Below are 15,511 nucleotides of genomic sequence, written 5' to 3' on the forward strand. Positions count from 1 at the left end.
TATCACTCAAACTCAGTTTCGCAGAAAGCTTTTAACAAATCAATACAGTTAGCGATCGCTCCTAAATGAGCAATTTCATAACCGTGGGTATTTTGGGTAGGAAATGCCAAACAAGCAGCACGCCCAACATGACCAAATTTCATCGCAATTGAAGCATCACTACCAAACTGACTCAGTATCGCTAGCTGCACTACTATATCAAGTTGCTTGGCAGATTGGCGCAGTTGTCCATTTAGCCCCTCATCATATATTCCATAAGCATCTTGAGATAAAAGTACAGGACTTTCGCCATCTTTAATCGGATATTCCTCAGATAATGGACAAATTTCTAAAGCAATCAAGGCATCCAAACGCTGATTTTGGGTGAAAAATAGCGCTCCAATTGCTCCCACTTCTTCTTTCGCCGACGCTACTAAATAAACATCGACTACTGGCTGTTTGATATTTTCAGCCAAAGCTAGCAAAATCGCCACAGAAGCTTTGTTATCCAAAGTGTAACCAGCAATATGATCCTTTAACCGAATTGGACGCTTGCGATGTTTGCCAATCACCATTCTAGTTCCAGGCCGAATACCAGCTGCTTCTAATTCAGGAGATGTCAGCTTCGTTTCGATCCAGGCATTTTCCCACTTAACAGTAATATCTTCCTGTTGGACTTTTTGGGGTGATTCGTGGGAAACGTGGCGGGAACCAAAGCTGAGAATACCGTTGATAGTTTCGTTATCTCCCAGTAAATCTACAACGCCTTCGCCGTAAACCCACGGGAAAGAACCGCCAAGTTTGCTGATTTTGACACGACCTTCATCACCAATACTCTTGACAATTGCACCAATTTCGTCTTTGTGTGCGGTGATGGCGATCGCTCGGTCTGGATTTTTCCCTGGAATCTTGGCAATAATATTATCAGCGCGATCGCACCACACTTCTACACCCAGCGCCGCAAATCGTTGCATCAAAAACTGGTTAATCTCAGCTTCTGCACCACTAGGAGAATGGTGCATGACTAATTCTTCAATAATTTCAAATAAGCGATCGTAATCCCACATCAATACAGTTAGTTTAATTTTCGACTGTTGTATGAGACAATTGTGCATCAACAACGCGACCTGCTGACACAAGTGCTAACCTTTTTTGTTGACGCTTCACCACTTCTACTGCACCAAAAGCACCAATTGCCAACAATGTCCCCCACGCGGTCGTTGGTTTAGGAACAGACTTAGGCTCAATCGCCGCCAGTGCAATGTCTGCTATCACCTTATGAGCGGCGGTGGTTGGGTGGACACCGTCCCAGATCAGAAACTTGTTGTTCCCTGGCTGACATATATCTGGTCTAGATAGACAAGACTCGGTTACATTCGTAAAACCCAATGCGCTTGCCTGATTAAATAAAGAATAAATATCAATAGAGGTGATGTTGAGATTTGGGTTTTGGTTCAAAGCGCTCACAGTGTTTGCTAAACCTAAGTTAAACTCGCTACTCGATTTGCTAAGGGCTGTAGGGTGACGACCATTCATTTGAGCTGCTGGTAGCTGTCCCAAATCTGGCAAGCCAAACACCAAAATATTTTTTGCGCCGACTCCTACGAGAGTATTCAACGCCAGGGATATATTACTGATTGGATTCTTGCTTGAGTTTGGGGAGATTTGTTTTACCTGTGGTATTCCTTAGTCTGTTTAAAAGTAATCAAAGGGCGATAATCCCACAACTCGTTTTTTCTTCAGTTACTTTAAAAATAAGTATATTTATTGAATTAATATGCGTTATTATACTTAACTATGCTTCAAAAGTTGATCGCACACAAGTAAAAACGCTGAAAATACTTAAATTTACATTTTCTTGAGAAAAACTAACTAGATTACAAAGAAATGGCAAAATTTATATGCCAAAGATTGGGAATTGCCCACTTTTATGCTCCCGATGAACTAAGCTCAATACAATCAGGTAGACCATCATAGACATTGCCTTAACTTCGCTTTAACTTTAAAGCCTCAGCAGCGGATACACCCTCACCCTGACTGCCGAAATACCACAAAGCTGTAGCAGCCTCAGCACGAGTTACAGGTTTTTTGGGTTGAAACAGAGTTGTATAACCAAATACCCGCCGAATATTCGATTGTTCGCTATTTTGGTAATCAGCCAACACTGCTCTTAAAGCCTTGGGGTCAATTCGCGCTGCGTCTTGAAAACCCCAGGTTTGTTTAACTGCATCTAAGTTAGCAGAGGGTAAAGCTTGGCGAGTATCTAAAGGTAATTTCCATAGCAGTAACTGTTCCCGCGTCAAGGCTGCATCAGGACGAAATAAAACTACTGTAGTATCTCCAGACAAAGGACTAGGAATTAACCCAGCTTCGGCTAATCCCTGAATTGCTGGAAAATCAGGGTCTTTTGCTGACACATCACTAAAAGCTGGTTGAGTACTTTCTGATGCCAAGCGAATCTGTTTTGCCGGATTGTTGGCATATACAGCATTGTTAGCAGCAATTAGCCAACGGGCGTATTCTCGATGTGTAACGATTTTACCGGGTTCAAACTGGTTAGTTGTGTTAGTAGAGTTGCTCTTAGTTGTGTTTGCTTCTATAGATAAAACACCTAATGCAGCCAAGTCTTGGATATGTTGCTGCAATTCTTGCGATACCTTATTCAGATCGTTAAATACCTGAGATTTATTTGTTATGGCTGTAGGGATTGTTTGGTTATTAGTTGTGCTTGGTGGCTGTGCTGCCGAGTTTGTGGCTGGTATTGGGCCAATGAACTGTGAATTTCCTGGTTGAGGAACGGCGTTAGCAGTTTCGTTAGTATTTGTATTTGGGGTAGGTTGTGGCGTTGCAGTACTATTCGGTACGTAATCAATCAGTAATTCAGTGGCTGTTTGGGGTTGATTAGGTGTGGCGTTAGTAACTGATTTGGGCTGAATGGAAACCTTCAACAGCAAATCGTTGCGACGTGCCTCAAAAGCCCCTCCGGCATCATCTGTCGGCTGTTGTAAAATCTGCCAGTTATTTGTTTGAAACTGGCTGCGATAAAAGCTAGCAATAAAATTACTGGGGTCAGAACTTAACCAACGAGTTGAGATTTTGTTTTCTGAGCCGCTAGCAGGTGTAACTTCCTGTAGTTTGGCATTGGAATATAAGGGGATATCTTTAGGAAAATCAGCTGGTAACTGAACTGCTGATTCATTTTGCTGTGCTTGCGGTTGATTACCTTGAGATTCTCCAAAGACAACTCCATCGCTTTGCAGTTTCGGATCTGCCGCCAAAGATTCTTCAAGGTTTTTGGCGACTGGACTATTAGCACAGGCTGTTAACGAAGTGAGTAGAACAGCCCAAATTAAAAATACAGCTGGACGTTTACAGGGAAGCACAGGAAATCACAAATTGAGTTTCAATTCCTACCCTAGCGCAGACTGTCAATTAAATGGGAATGGAATATGGGGCATGGAGAAGAGATAAGGAAAAGACTCGTTCAATAATTCTCCATTATCCCCTCGTCTCCCCTGCTCTCTTCTGACTCTATATATATATCACCAAAAAACACTACCGACTCACTACGTCTTCTTCGTAAATGTCTATAATTGGTGATAATATCTCCAAAAATGAGTAAACGGTAGCAAAAGCTACCGTATTGTCTTTGTTTTACAGCCATTAGGTTTTGATAATTCCTATGCTTATTTATAGAGTTCCCTAAAATTCTGGAAAACTAACATTTTTGGAAAAAAATATAAATAAACCTGAAATCCCTGCTAGATATGAGTTTTATGAGTTGGTAGTTCGTCGTAAGGACTTTAGGATTTAGATGAGGACTAGAGCCACCGACTACAAACCGATCGATACTAGATTGTGAACCAATTTTTCAGAGAGTTATCTAAACATCTAAGTTGTAGAGCAGATAACTGGTCAAAAAACAGTTTAGCTAGCAAAAGCTTGAATCTACTTCTAGATGCAGTAGTTGTAATGCGATCGCCAAACAACTGAAGTGATAGACTAGGAATAAAGCTCCCCTTAGCCTCACCCAAACAGGAGAATAGATCGAGTTAACTAACACTGGCTGACAATCGATTCTGAAAATTATTCATTTGACGATGGTAATGTGAGTCAGACAATAGCTGAAAAATGCCAGTGTTAAACAATTCTAGGAACTTAGCGTAAGTTCGTTATTTTTGGCAAGTGGGGTAATAGGTAAAGCAGTCAAGTGTCGCAGCAGTTTCCCTATCTCTAAATTGATTTTCTGGAAAAAGTGCTACTTGTGCTGTAGTCAAGAGTTTATTAATAGCCTCGAAAGCAGTGAGTGCTTCCTCTAAAAGTGCGTAGTTTACCGCTGTAGGCATCGCCTCTATAGTTATCCAAAACTTTCCCTCAATCAACCCATCCCCTGTTATTCTTGGATAGGGCTGTGGTTCTTTTAGGAAAGCTGGAAGGTGCGCCTCGCAAGTTATAGAAGTAGCAAGTTGGCTTTGGCTGCTTGTCCCAATCCTGGTTAATGATTGGCTAGAAGTGAAAAAGACACTTCATCAAATGCACTGGCGGTTGAGAAAACCCTCTACAAACTTGTTCTGAACAGTTAACAGCTTCCTGATAGATTAGATACAATGAGCATCTGTGTTTTCTTGGGCGGTCGCTTGCTCGAAGCGAGTACTCAAACTAACATGGTGTTGCACTAGCCGATTTGACATCGTATTAAACCTTTCACCTGCTGGCTCTGGGAAAATTTTTGATTCCGGGCAAATTAAGACTTATATTCAAGGGGCTTGAGTGTTTCTTGGAGATAAAGTTAACCAAAAGGGAGTAAAAGGTTGAAAAAGATATGTCTGATGTCAAGAACGCAGATCGGATAGGAGTATGAAAATCTAAAATAGATATTAAGAAGAAAAAACAACGACCATCGACAACCGTCAGTTCTTATTTACTTTCTGTAAAGCGTCGCCGGGTTGTTACCAGTGCTGAAACACGATTACATGCAAGTTTCCCAGGATCAGCCTATTTATTCTGAGGCTCCACTCCAGCTGTTACTGTTTGTCGATGGACGCCCCAAGTCCCGTCAACAGGTACAGCGAATACGTGCTTACTTAAAAGAATTACAGGCTGAGTATAGTTTTGAACTTCAAACTATTGATGTTGGTCAACAACCTTACTTAGCAGAACACTTTAAGTTGGTAGCAACACCAGCTTTAATCAAAATTCACCCAGAACCACGACAGGTTTTGGCTGGGAGTAATATCATAGCGCAATTGAAAAACTGGTGGCCTCGCTGGCAAGCCGCTGTAGATGCCTATTTGAAATTACAGGAAGACTTACAAGAACGCATAGACGATACTGTTAGGGCGACATCACCCAAATCCACTATCCGTTCAGTTGCTGTTTCTGCCGAACTCATCCGACTCTCAGACGAGATTTTTCGCTTGAAACAGGAAAAAGATAACCTCCAAGAGCAGCTACAGTTTAAAGATCGGGTGATTGGGATGCTGGCACACGATCTCCGTAATCCGCTAACTGCTGCTGCGATCGCCATCGAAACTCTCCAATCTAATTACAATTTAGAGACAGGCCAATTTCAGCGCCTCAAACCATCCTTGACAGCGCATCTATTAAAACAAGCCCGTAATCAAACTAAGATCATCGATCGGATGATTGCCGACCTTTTGCAGGTAGGTCGTGGCAAAGATACAGAATTTCGTATACTACCACAAAAGGTACAGCTAGGTAAACTGTGCTTAGATGTACTAGAAGAATTGTGCGATCGCTACACCGCCAAATCCCAAGAGGTCGAAACAGATATTCCCAATGACTTACCTTATGTATATGCTGACCCAGAACGCATCCGACAAGTGCTAGTAAATCTGTTGGATAATGCCATCAAATACACCCCAGAAGGTGGCAAGATTAGCATCGCCGGATTGCACCGCACTACCCAAAAAGTTCAGTTTAGTATTGGCGATACTGGGCCTGGTATTCCTGTAGAGAATCGCAATCGCATCTTTGAAAACCACTTCCGCCTGCAACGGGATGAAGCTACAGAAGGTTACGGCATTGGCCTTTGTTTATGCCAACGTATTGTCTTAGCACATTATGGCCAAATTTGGGTAGACTCTGCCCCCAATAACGGAGCATGGTTTCACTTTACACTGCCAGTTTATCCTTCTTAGGTATTGGGGCATGGGGCATGGGCTTAATCGTTCACAAATGACAAATGACAATTAAGAACTTGAGACAAAGCGATCGCGTCCTCCAGCCTTTGCTTGGTAGAGTGCTTTATCTGCCAGTACAATTAACTCTGAAGGTGAAGATTCCCAAGTCGGGACAACAGTTGCCACGCCCATACTGAGAGTGACATACTCACTCACCACAGACCCGTCATGAACAATTTGCAAATCTTTGATTCCTGCTTGGATCACTTCGGCAATGTGAACTGCACCAGATGCAGGGGTGTATGGCATAATCACAGCAAATTCTTCGCCACCATAACGCGCTACTAAATCCTGATGTTTTTGTGCCGTAAGACTTAAGACAGCACCTACCTTTTGTAAACAGACATCCCCAGCGGGATGACCATATTTATCATTATAAAATTTAAAAAAGTCGATATCACACAAAATCATTGACAAGGGAGATTTCTTTTCTATGAGATTAATCCACTGTGTATTGAGATAATCGTCAAAACGGCGACGATTTGCCAACTCAGTTAAGCCATCTACATTGGCTAGGTGCTGTAAAGCTTGGTTTGCTGCCTCTAATTGTTTGTAGACGTGCACTTGCTTTAGCAGTCCGCGCAACCGTTGGCGCAATACAGGCCAGTGAATTGGCTTAGTGACGTAATCAGTCGCCTCTGCCTCAAAAGCACGGTTTACGGATTCCTCATCGTCCAAGCATGTGATCATCAATATAGGAGTGCTGGGTTCCCATATCTTGGAGATGACAGTATTGTTAAGGGTCGAGTCAGTATCAAAGGTTTCAACGGCTGATTTTAAATTATTTTTGGCAATCTGGCGCAAGTGCTTACAGCAGGTAAAGCCATCCATCACAGGCATTACAGCATCTAGCAAAACTATATCTGGTTTGATAGTCTGGTAAGCATCTAAACATTGTTTACCATCATTGACCTCGACCACTCGATAACGTTCTTTTTCCATAACTTTACGCAAGAATACTCGGATGTTCTTGTCATCATCAGCCACTAGAATCAGTGGTCGTTGCTCAGAACCAGAAGATGGGCTTATGCCTGACATGAGTTGCCTTCCACTTGCGGGACTATCCTGAAAAAGGCTGTGCAACTCAATCGCATGGGGGCGATCGCTATTTTCATCAATGCCAGGATTTGCGGCAAAGCTATATCTGGCTTTACAATCAACTGTTTTTTGACAATGGACTGCCCAATGTTGTTGGGCCAAGCAAGCGTTAGATAAATAAGTTGCATAGACAATCTGTAATTGGAACACGAAGGTAATTGCTACCTTTTTGTTCAGCGATGGTTATGGGAGGAAATGTTACTTTTATATTTCCCTCTTGTTAAAGTCAAATTACGATTATTTTGAAAATTACAAATACACACCTTAATTCTTTAGTTGTGTAGTTAGTTGAGAAACCTAGCGATCCAGAGCAAGGCAATTGCCAAAGTACCCTCAGAAAATAGTTAATACTAAATACTAATATCACCTGACTGAAATTTCTTTAGTTTATTCGACAAGCCTTGCTGAGGTTTAGTATAATTACATAAGATGGAGATTAAACTTAGTTTAAAACTTTATTCTCAAGTGACTCTGCGACAATTTTGTTCTAGCCATAAACTCCCCAGAACTACAGTTTTGCAGATCATACTCAATTCTGTTTTAACAGACTATAACTTTTTATCAGTCGTTGTTAGACGAATGAGTGCTATAAACCTATTGACATTCCCTAAATCTTTAAAATGCCAGACTCATTAATGTATCAGCAGGATAATTTTGTTGTTCTTGAAACAAATCAACCAGAACAATTTATGACACAATCAGAGTTATTAGAAAAGCTCAAAACAACTCTTCAACAACTCATAATTCAAGATTTGCCGCCTGACTTGCAAAAATTTGATACTGTGGAAGCTCAAGCACAATATTTACTTGACACTAGCTGCAAATTAGATATTAGCCCTGAGCAATATTTACAGTGGTACGCAGTTCGTTTAGAAAAGTAAGTTTTTGGTTAAGTGCTTAAGAGAAGCCCAAAAATTTTAAGATTTGAAGTAAAAATTGCTGCTGAGATTCTAGACTTATTGAAGAAGTCGGGGAAGTAAATCGTGGTTAAGGAAATTCCAAAAAGAATAATTACTAATTCATAATTTATAGTTAAAGACACTGTACAGTAGGCCACACACTCATCAAAAATTTAGTGGTCAATATAGAGAATGGAGAGTACAGGAGCTACCACTAATTTTAATTATGAATTATTAATTATGTTGACTGTTGCAAAAATATGGGTAACAACAAGTCATAAAGAAATGAAGTTTGGGTAACGATAATTTTTGCTCTTGACTATTGACTACTGACTAGTGATTCTTTTTGAGTATTGATTAGCGCTAGCTCAATTGTATTTTCAGATGGCTGCGTTATTTGAATTTCCAATCCAGGACCAAAATAATTGGTCATTTTTTCATGCTTTTTTTGCCATACATCAATTGGTATTAGCTGTGAATCAAATTCTAAAATTAGGGCATAGCTCCCATTAACTTCTGTTTCTCGTAACCCTGTGACTATTGGCCGTTCCTGGTCAGTGGGACTCAAACCCAGAAAAGAAAGTGTTGTATCTAGATGAGCATCTTGACCGTAGCAATATCGGGTGATGTCTTTGCGAATTTTATTTTGCGTATCAGTTGCTTGCTGCTGGCGCAGTATCAATGCTGATGGTGACGTAGTTTGGCTAAATGGTACTGGCTTAAGTTCATTAGCTTTTAGCGCCAGTCCTCCCAATAATAGAGGAATCCCGTAAAAAAATCCGACAAGATTGAGTGTGGCATTATTATCAGCATAGGCGACGAAGCCAATGATGGTTAATATGCCGCCGATAGTTAGACCGAGTGTTCCTAAAGAGATTTGGCGTAGCATGAGCTTAAATTAGTATAAAGTCTGAATACCTTAGTTTTATTATCATCGGCTATGAGCAACAAATTAGGAAAGAAAATTGTCCTCAAGCGCTAGTATTCAACTAACCCTAAATTGCCTATTCAGGCGTTTAGAAACCGCACGCCAGTTGCTCAAGAGCCGGAAGGTAATACGCCAAGAGCGAACAAGTCAGGTATTTCCGCCCAAAGCACTGGCTTCGTTTAAACGAGACTTTATCCACCTTTGTCTTTTTGATTTTCAAACACTCAATTTTTCCTTAGTCTACATTCGCGCAGCATCTCGTAGGGAAGGCAAGTGGTTCTAAGTTGACTACTAAGGGCGTATAGTGTCCCAGAATATTGGATTTTGAGTTAACTTTAAATTTAAAGGTAGTTAAAGATAGGAAAAAAATAATGGATCTACAGACTATAAAAGAACGAATTGTGGCAGTTCAAAGTAAACGCGATTACCTATTAAGCTTACTGGAGCAACCAAACCTGGGAACTTTGAGAATTGACGTAAATCAGGCTTTGGAAGAACTGGATGAACTAATTGATGAATTTAGACGCACCATTCCGGTAGAGTAGAATTTATCAAAAATTACGTCGGTTTAACCTCAATTTCAGGCTAGACCGACGTTATTCAGTAGTATCATGTCTTCAAATCCCCAGAATTGAACTAAGCCTGAGTTGGCAAAGCAATAATCACTGCATCATTTACCCTGCCACTGAACCATCTCCTGCACGCTGACCCAGCTGCCTAACTAAGGCAATAAGTTCGCTTGTAGGGACATCTTTCTTGCAAACGTCGTCAAAGTTAGACATTGCCTTTGTACCGTGAAAATTTACGTCTTCCACTGATGAGTAAGCAAGTATCTGGGTGTTCGGAGATATAGCTTTAATCTGACAAGACGCACTCCACCCATCCATGACTGGCATCTGTAAATCTAGAACAATTACGTCAGGATGGCAACGTTTAACCATTTCTATAGCTTCTTCGCCATTACTGGCTAAACCTACTACTTGAATATTTTCCTGGCAAGAAAAAACCAACTGTAAGGTTAAGCGAGTCAGTTCATGGTCATCAACTACTAAAACACGCAAGGTAGAAAGCTCGCAGGATAACATTAACATTGAAGGGAAAGACAAATTTATTTAAAATAGCCTTTCCAGTTTATGAGAACAAGTGCCAACATTAACTCTATCCTATGGTTGAATAACTTGTGTGAACCTATTATGATAAACAACTTAGACAACTGCTCAAAAAATTCAATTTTTTCAAAAAAAACTAAGTTGAGCTAGTTGCCAAGGTATAAGTAACTTATTTTTTAATCAATCAGGTTGGGACTACACCAGTTGAGCGTAATGCCATGTTCATGAGAATTTTTTGTGAATTAGCTTCTGGAGAATCATCATAAGGACGCCGTTGAATGTAAGTACCATCAGCTTGTAATTCCCAAGCTTGGCGATTATCTGCGAGCATAATTCCCATAATTTCTTGCAAATCTTTAGCAATATCTGGGTCTTTTACTGGGGTAATTACTTCGACTCGGCGATCCAAGTTGCGGCGCATCCAGTCAGCACTGCCGATATAGATTTCCTCTTGTGTATTGTTATGAAAATAATAAATCCGAGAGTGTTCTAAAAAGCGACCGATAATGCTGATGATGCGAATGTTTTCACTAATGTCTTTGATTCCTGGGCGTAAACAACAAACACCCCTGACAATTAAATCGATTTCCACTCCGGCGCGGGAAGCTTCGTATAAAGTGCCGATAATTTCTGGATCGACTAGGGCATTCATTTTGGCAACAATGCGTCCAGAAAATCCATTTTGAACATTTTCAATTTCGCGGCGGATTAGTGCTAAAAAGCGATCGCGCATATTCACAGGCGCAACCAGCAACTCTCGATAAGACTTTTGCAGGGAGTATCCGGTTAAGAAATTAAATAAATCTGTGATGTCAGCACCCAATTCTTCACGGCAACTAAACAATCCCAAATCTGTATACAGCCGTGCCGTTTTCTGGTTATAGTTACCTGTGCCAATATGCACGTAGCGAAGTATCCGGTCTTTTTCCCGCCGTACCACCATGACAGTTTTACTATGGGTTTTTAGCCCGACTAAACCATAGACGACATGAACTCCAACTCTTTCTAGTCGTTTTGCCCAGTAAATATTATTCTCCTCATCAAACCGCGCCTTTAATTCCACTAACACAGATACCTGCTTGCCATTTTCGGCAGCAGCAATTAAGGCGTTGACGATGGGCGAGTCACCAGAAGTCCGGTAAAGAGTCATTTTGATGGCTAACACATTCGGATCGTAGGCAGCATGGGTAATAAAGCGTACCACTGTAGCTGAAAAGGATTGATAGGGATGGTGTACTAGCAAATCCTTTTCCCGAATCACAGCAAAAAAGTCTTTTCCTTCGTCCGTTTCTAGAACATCTGGGTTTAAACTCGGTTCCCTCAGCCTTTGCAGGCGTACTGGTACAACAGATTGGCGTGGTGGATCTTTGAGTTCTGGCAGTGGCAAGGCCATAAAATACATCAAATCCCGCAATCCCAAAAGTCCGTCTACCTCGTAAACATCACTTTCTGTTAATTCCAAATCATGCAATAATCGCGATCGCACTATTTCAGGAGTCTGGGATTGAATTTCTAGCCGGACTGGACTCCCACCCAGCCGCCGTTTTCGCAATTCCTGTTCGATAGCTAACAACAAATCATCTGCTTCATCTTCTTCTAAGACTAAATCGGCATCACGGGTAATGCGGAACGGATGATATTCTTGAATGTTCATCCCTGGAAATAAAGATTCCAAGTTATGAGCGATCGCTTGTTCTAAAGGTACTCCAGTCCAGTGGGCAGGTTTTTCGCTGTTCTGATCTCCCAACTCCGGCGGTATCGGTAAAAATCGTGGTAGAACACTAGGGACTTTGATTCTGGCAAAGAATTCTTCTTCAGTATCTGGGTTCTTGACCACAACAGCCAGATTCAGACTGAGATTAGAAATAAAAGGAAAGGGATGACTGGGATCGACAGCCAGAGGAGTCAAAACTGGAAAGACTTGTTCCTCAAAATAGCTGTTGAGATGAGTCCGCTGCTTTTGATTCAAATCTATGTAATTCAGAATATGAATGCCATTATTTACTAGTAAAGAACGAAGTACTTCCTCAAAATGTTGGTGCTGTTTCTGAAAGTGGGGAGTCAGGGTAGACCTAATATCGTCTAGTTGTTGTTGTGGTGTGCGAGCATCGGGAGTTAACAGGCTAACTTTTGCCTCTACTTGTTGCTTTAAACCAGCAACGCGTACCATGAAAAACTCATCCAAATTAGAGTTAAATATTGCCAAAAACTTGAGGCGTTCCAGAAGAGGCGTGCGATCGTCACAGGCTTCATGTAAAACTCTGGCATTAAATTCTAACCAGCTTAACTCCCGGTTAAGATAATATTGTGGATCGCTGAGATTGATGGGGGTAGCGCTTTTCTTAGATTTTGCCATAATGACCTAAAGGCAGGCAGATGTAGCCCATTTTGCTGGGGGACAATAAACATAGTAAGTTAAATGGTGCTTGAGCAAAACGCTAAAGCAATTTTTGGCTGTGCTGATTCTCTACCTCGCTACTGGTAAAGGACAGACATCATACTTAAATCAAAAATCTATTTGTATTTAAATAACTTTAGTCAAAGACCGAAAAATTAACTTGTGTAGGCACGAAAGCCAATATTACTAAGAAATTTTTGGGTGCTTTGTGCGATCGCCTTGGGTATTTTCCAGATAATCACTCTACCCACTCAACCTATAACTAGATTTTATAGCCGTTTTCAATTTTGTGGAATATGGTATTGGCGTATTATAGTTATGTGCCCTTTCAAAATATTGCATCCATACAAGAACTGCGATCGGTCTGGGATTCAAATCGTTGCCCACAGCATATTAACCATAAAGATGCACTTAAGATTTAGCAAAGATATGACATAGCCATATCTGACAAGTTTTAACGAATTATTAAGCAGTGTTTACAGAGGATCAGAGTGTTGTAAACAGTCTAAAGCCTTACCTCCAGTAATTTATGAATTTGGTTTTTTAGAATCTGAAATTTTGTAATCATTGCCACAAATTTAATACAGATACTGATTAGGCATACGCCTTGCTGCAACTCAAACATTATAAGTGTTTGAAGCTTTTATTCAGATGCACACTAACACTTCCATCTATTATTTTTTTTTATTTATGACCTCTGGAATATATTAAGATTTCAGTGTTATTACTGCAATTATTCTTGCAGCCAATGGTTATATTGAAAACATAAAGAGAAACAACACGGGGAGTTTGTTAATCATGAAAATTTCTGCGATCGTTAAAGGAAGCATCTGCTTGTTAGGTTTGGTTGGCGTTGGTAATATCCTGGCTGCACCAGCAAGTGCAGGTCAAGCAACAGCTCGTGGTGCTGTAACTATTGTTAGAGCTTCAGGCGCTTCTGTAAGTATTAGTGGTGAATTAGCTTTGCCCAATAACGCATACTACGATCAGGATCTAACCATTACACCAGCATATAGTGGCACATCAGCCGCTGACGATGAAACTGTAACTAGTTTAGTTGTAAGTCCAGGCACACCTAACGTTACAAACCTTTCTACTAGCAGCAATCCTTTCGTCGCTTCAGCAGCAGCAGCCTTAGACGCAGCTATGACTACTGGTGACATTGGCGCACAAGCAGCGATCATTCGGGCTGGTGCTGGTTCTAATGGCTTAGGCGGTTTAGAATAGATTAAGTTTTTGCTTTTGCCTCGTAAGTACTTACAAAATTTTTAGCAACTGACAGAACAGTTAAATAAATCAATACATCATAGGGAAAAGAAATAGCAATGCTATATCTGTTCCCTATATTTATTTTGTGGCTCAGATTCCCGACTTCTTCAAGAAGGCGGGAATCTTGTTATTCGTCTTGTGCTTCGTTCCCAGTCTCCGACTGGGAATGCCCATTGGGAGGTTCCACCTCCATTATTAGCGGTAGCAGCCCAATGAAGAACATTTCCTTCTTAGACCTGGAAACGAGATTTTAAAGCAAATGGAATGAAAGCGTTAAGGGACTTCCAAATAAAAAAATATTCAATTAATTTATTGTGAGGTAGGCGTCTCGCCCGCCCTTGTTTATTGGGCGGTCAAGATGCCCACCCCACAATATTGGATAATTTATTTCTTAGAGTTCCCTAATGATTTGCTATGCAACTCCTCATCATCCTTTTACATAGCTTTAGTGATATCAATATAAACCCTGAAACTCTCACTGAATATTGAATAGAGAGCTTGCGTAAAAATACGAAGTCTCAAAATGTCCATTTTTCACAAAACACTCCCAACAAAGGTTTTATATTTTTATACACTGAAAGAATAAAAACCAGATAACAAAAGGTTCTGTCTCAACTTCTGCTGGCCGATGCATATTCTGCATTTCTAAACAAAATCTGAAAACGAGTCTAAGAGGTTGTTTAAAAAGTGGTTGGCTGTATCTTTGCACTTATTGATCCCCCCTAGCCCCCCTTAAAAAGGGGGGAACCGGAGTCAAAGTCCCCCTTTTTAAGGGGGATTTAGGGGGATCTAAAACGTTTTGCTACCGAGAAGAGGACTTTTCAAACATCCTCTAAAGCGAGAAACATAGGAGTTTATAAAACATGAATAGCTTATCCAATAAATTATCTATAATTCTTCGGGGAAGTATTTGCTTGTTAGGTTTAGTGAGTATAGGAAATTTTTTAGCAGCGCCAGTAAATGCACAACAAGCTACTGCTATTGGTGCTGTTACTCTTATTAGACCTTCTGGTAGTTTTCTCAGTGTCACTGGCGAGGTATTTTTACCTTCTGGCTCTTACTATGACGGAGGTTTAACAATTGCACCAACCTATGGAGGAATAGCAGGTGGAAATGACGAAACCATAACTGGTCTAACTATAACCCCAGGAGTAGTTAAAACTACTACACTATCTAACCCAAACACATTTATTGATACAGCAGCGAATTTATTAAATAATAGTACTTCTGTTGAAGATGCAACAACTATAATCCGAGCGGGCGCTGGTAATAATGGCTTAGGTGCTTTAGATTAGACAAGATTTATAAATTAAAAGCTTTAGAACCCCAACTTATTAAAGAAGTCGGGGTTCTTGCACATTGTTGTAACAGTTAAATTGTCTTGTTTAGCGACATACCGCCAGGAAATAAATTTCCTGGCTAATAGTTAAAGTCCACTTCAGTGTACTAAAATTTTATCTTTGACAGAAGATGGGCATCTAGATTGGTTAAAATCTTGTATTTAGTCCTCTTGAGAGGACTTTAGCTATTAGCCTCGGAATTGATTCCGAGGTGGGATGACAACGAAGCGGAAGATTTAAAAGATGTTGGTAATAACAAAGACTTTATCCTGTGGATATTTAGTGTGT

General features: G+C 40.6%; 13 protein-coding genes. 5 read left to right on the forward strand and 8 right to left on the reverse strand.

The window, feature by feature from the left end; all coding sequences use genetic code 11:
- Window positions 1-2: 2 nt before the first annotated feature.
- The 4 genes from NLP_RS07495 to NLP_RS32930 form a co-directional block, all read right to left on the reverse strand.
- A complete protein-coding gene (locus NLP_RS07495) occupies window positions 3-1,046 on the reverse strand; it encodes a M42 family metallopeptidase (RefSeq protein ID WP_104909802.1) in 1,044 nt (347 codons plus the stop codon).
- 13 nt (window positions 1,047-1,059) lie between these two features.
- Entirely contained in the window at window positions 1,060-1,662 is a 603-nt protein-coding gene (locus NLP_RS07500; protein WP_325034755.1) for an SGNH/GDSL hydrolase family protein, read from the reverse strand.
- 302 nt (window positions 1,663-1,964) lie between these two features.
- The gene (locus tag NLP_RS07505; protein ID WP_104905850.1) at window positions 1,965-3,362 is read right to left on the reverse strand and encodes an S-layer homology domain-containing protein; all 1,398 of its coding nucleotides are present in this window, start codon (window positions 3,360-3,362) and stop codon (window positions 1,965-1,967) included.
- Window positions 3,363-4,151: 789 nt separating this feature from the next.
- Window positions 4,152-4,325, reverse strand: a complete 174-nt coding sequence (locus NLP_RS32930; RefSeq protein ID WP_158680317.1) for a hypothetical protein — start codon at window positions 4,323-4,325, stop codon at window positions 4,152-4,154.
- 609 nt (window positions 4,326-4,934) lie between these two features.
- On the opposite strand from NLP_RS32930, the gene NLP_RS07510 reads away from it, so the two are divergent.
- Entirely contained in the window at window positions 4,935-6,140 is a 1,206-nt protein-coding gene (locus NLP_RS07510) for a histidine kinase (RefSeq protein ID WP_199784778.1), read from the forward strand.
- A 51-nt stretch (window positions 6,141-6,191) separates the two neighbouring features.
- Here the strand turns inward: NLP_RS07510 and NLP_RS07515 are convergent, their stop codons facing one another.
- Window positions 6,192-7,220 (reverse strand): GGDEF domain-containing response regulator, encoded by a 1,029-nt coding sequence (locus tag NLP_RS07515; protein ID WP_104909803.1) that lies wholly within the window; start codon window positions 7,218-7,220, stop codon window positions 6,192-6,194.
- 680 nt (window positions 7,221-7,900) lie between these two features.
- Here NLP_RS07515 and NLP_RS07520 point away from each other — a divergent pair.
- Window positions 7,901-8,161, forward strand: coding sequence for a chlororespiratory reduction protein 7 (locus tag NLP_RS07520; protein WP_104905852.1), 261 nt, complete (start codon window positions 7,901-7,903; stop codon window positions 8,159-8,161).
- Between the two features lie 337 nt (window positions 8,162-8,498).
- On the opposite strand, the gene NLP_RS07525 is transcribed toward NLP_RS07520, so the two are convergent.
- Window positions 8,499-9,068: a DUF2854 domain-containing protein gene (locus NLP_RS07525; protein ID WP_104905853.1), complete on the reverse strand. Its 570-nt coding sequence runs from the start codon at window positions 9,066-9,068 to the stop codon at window positions 8,499-8,501.
- A 410-nt stretch (window positions 9,069-9,478) separates the two neighbouring features.
- On the opposite strand from NLP_RS07525, the gene NLP_RS34055 reads away from it, so the two are divergent.
- Window positions 9,479-9,652 (forward strand): hypothetical protein, encoded by a 174-nt coding sequence (locus NLP_RS34055; protein ID WP_199784779.1) that lies wholly within the window; start codon window positions 9,479-9,481, stop codon window positions 9,650-9,652.
- Window positions 9,653-9,781: 129 nt separating this feature from the next.
- Here NLP_RS34055 and NLP_RS07530 read toward each other — a convergent pair whose 3' ends face one another.
- Window positions 9,782-10,198, reverse strand: a complete 417-nt coding sequence (locus NLP_RS07530; RefSeq protein WP_104905854.1) for a response regulator — start codon at window positions 10,196-10,198, stop codon at window positions 9,782-9,784.
- 202 nt (window positions 10,199-10,400) lie between these two features.
- Window positions 10,401-12,572, reverse strand: a complete 2,172-nt coding sequence (ppk1, locus tag NLP_RS07535; RefSeq protein ID WP_104905855.1) for a polyphosphate kinase 1 — start codon at window positions 12,570-12,572, stop codon at window positions 10,401-10,403.
- A gap of 840 nt (window positions 12,573-13,412) precedes the next feature.
- Here ppk1 and NLP_RS07540 point away from each other — a divergent pair.
- Both NLP_RS07540 and NLP_RS07545 read left to right on the forward strand, forming a co-directional pair.
- On the forward strand, window positions 13,413-13,841 hold the full coding sequence (locus NLP_RS07540) for a hypothetical protein (protein ID WP_104905856.1): 429 nt from the start codon (window positions 13,413-13,415) through the stop codon (window positions 13,839-13,841).
- Between the two features lie 905 nt (window positions 13,842-14,746).
- Entirely contained in the window at window positions 14,747-15,178 is a 432-nt protein-coding gene (locus tag NLP_RS07545; protein ID WP_104905857.1) for a hypothetical protein, read from the forward strand.
- The last annotated feature ends 333 nt before the right edge of the window (window positions 15,179-15,511 follow it).

It is taken from the genome of Nostoc sp. 'Lobaria pulmonaria (5183) cyanobiont' (assembly GCF_002949795.1).
GTDB lineage: Bacteria > Cyanobacteriota > Cyanobacteriia > Cyanobacteriales > Nostocaceae > Nostoc.

What these genes read in the sequence shown, in the direction of transcription:
- NLP_RS07495 (WP_104909802.1), bottom strand. Translation starts at nt 1,046, where the DNA reads ATGTGGGATTACGATCGCTTATTTGAAATTATTGAAGAATTAGTCATG.
- NLP_RS32930 (WP_158680317.1), bottom strand. Translation starts at nt 4,325, where the DNA reads ATGCCTACAGCGGTAAACTACGCACTTTTAGAGGAAGCACTCACTGCT.
- NLP_RS07515 (WP_104909803.1), bottom strand. Translation starts at nt 7,220, where the DNA reads ATGTCAGGCATAAGCCCATCTTCTGGTTCTGAGCAACGACCACTGATT.
- NLP_RS07520 (WP_104905852.1), top strand. Translation starts at nt 7,901, where the DNA reads ATGCCAGACTCATTAATGTATCAGCAGGATAATTTTGTTGTTCTTGAA.
- NLP_RS07525 (WP_104905853.1), bottom strand. Translation starts at nt 9,068, where the DNA reads ATGCTACGCCAAATCTCTTTAGGAACACTCGGTCTAACTATCGGCGGC.
- NLP_RS34055 (WP_199784779.1), top strand. Translation starts at nt 9,479, where the DNA reads ATGGATCTACAGACTATAAAAGAACGAATTGTGGCAGTTCAAAGTAAA.
- NLP_RS07530 (WP_104905854.1), bottom strand. Translation starts at nt 10,198, where the DNA reads ATGTTAATGTTATCCTGCGAGCTTTCTACCTTGCGTGTTTTAGTAGTT.
- ppk1 (WP_104905855.1), bottom strand. Translation starts at nt 12,572, where the DNA reads ATGGCAAAATCTAAGAAAAGCGCTACCCCCATCAATCTCAGCGATCCA.
- NLP_RS07540 (WP_104905856.1), top strand. Translation starts at nt 13,413, where the DNA reads ATGAAAATTTCTGCGATCGTTAAAGGAAGCATCTGCTTGTTAGGTTTG.
- NLP_RS07545 (WP_104905857.1), top strand. Translation starts at nt 14,747, where the DNA reads ATGAATAGCTTATCCAATAAATTATCTATAATTCTTCGGGGAAGTATT.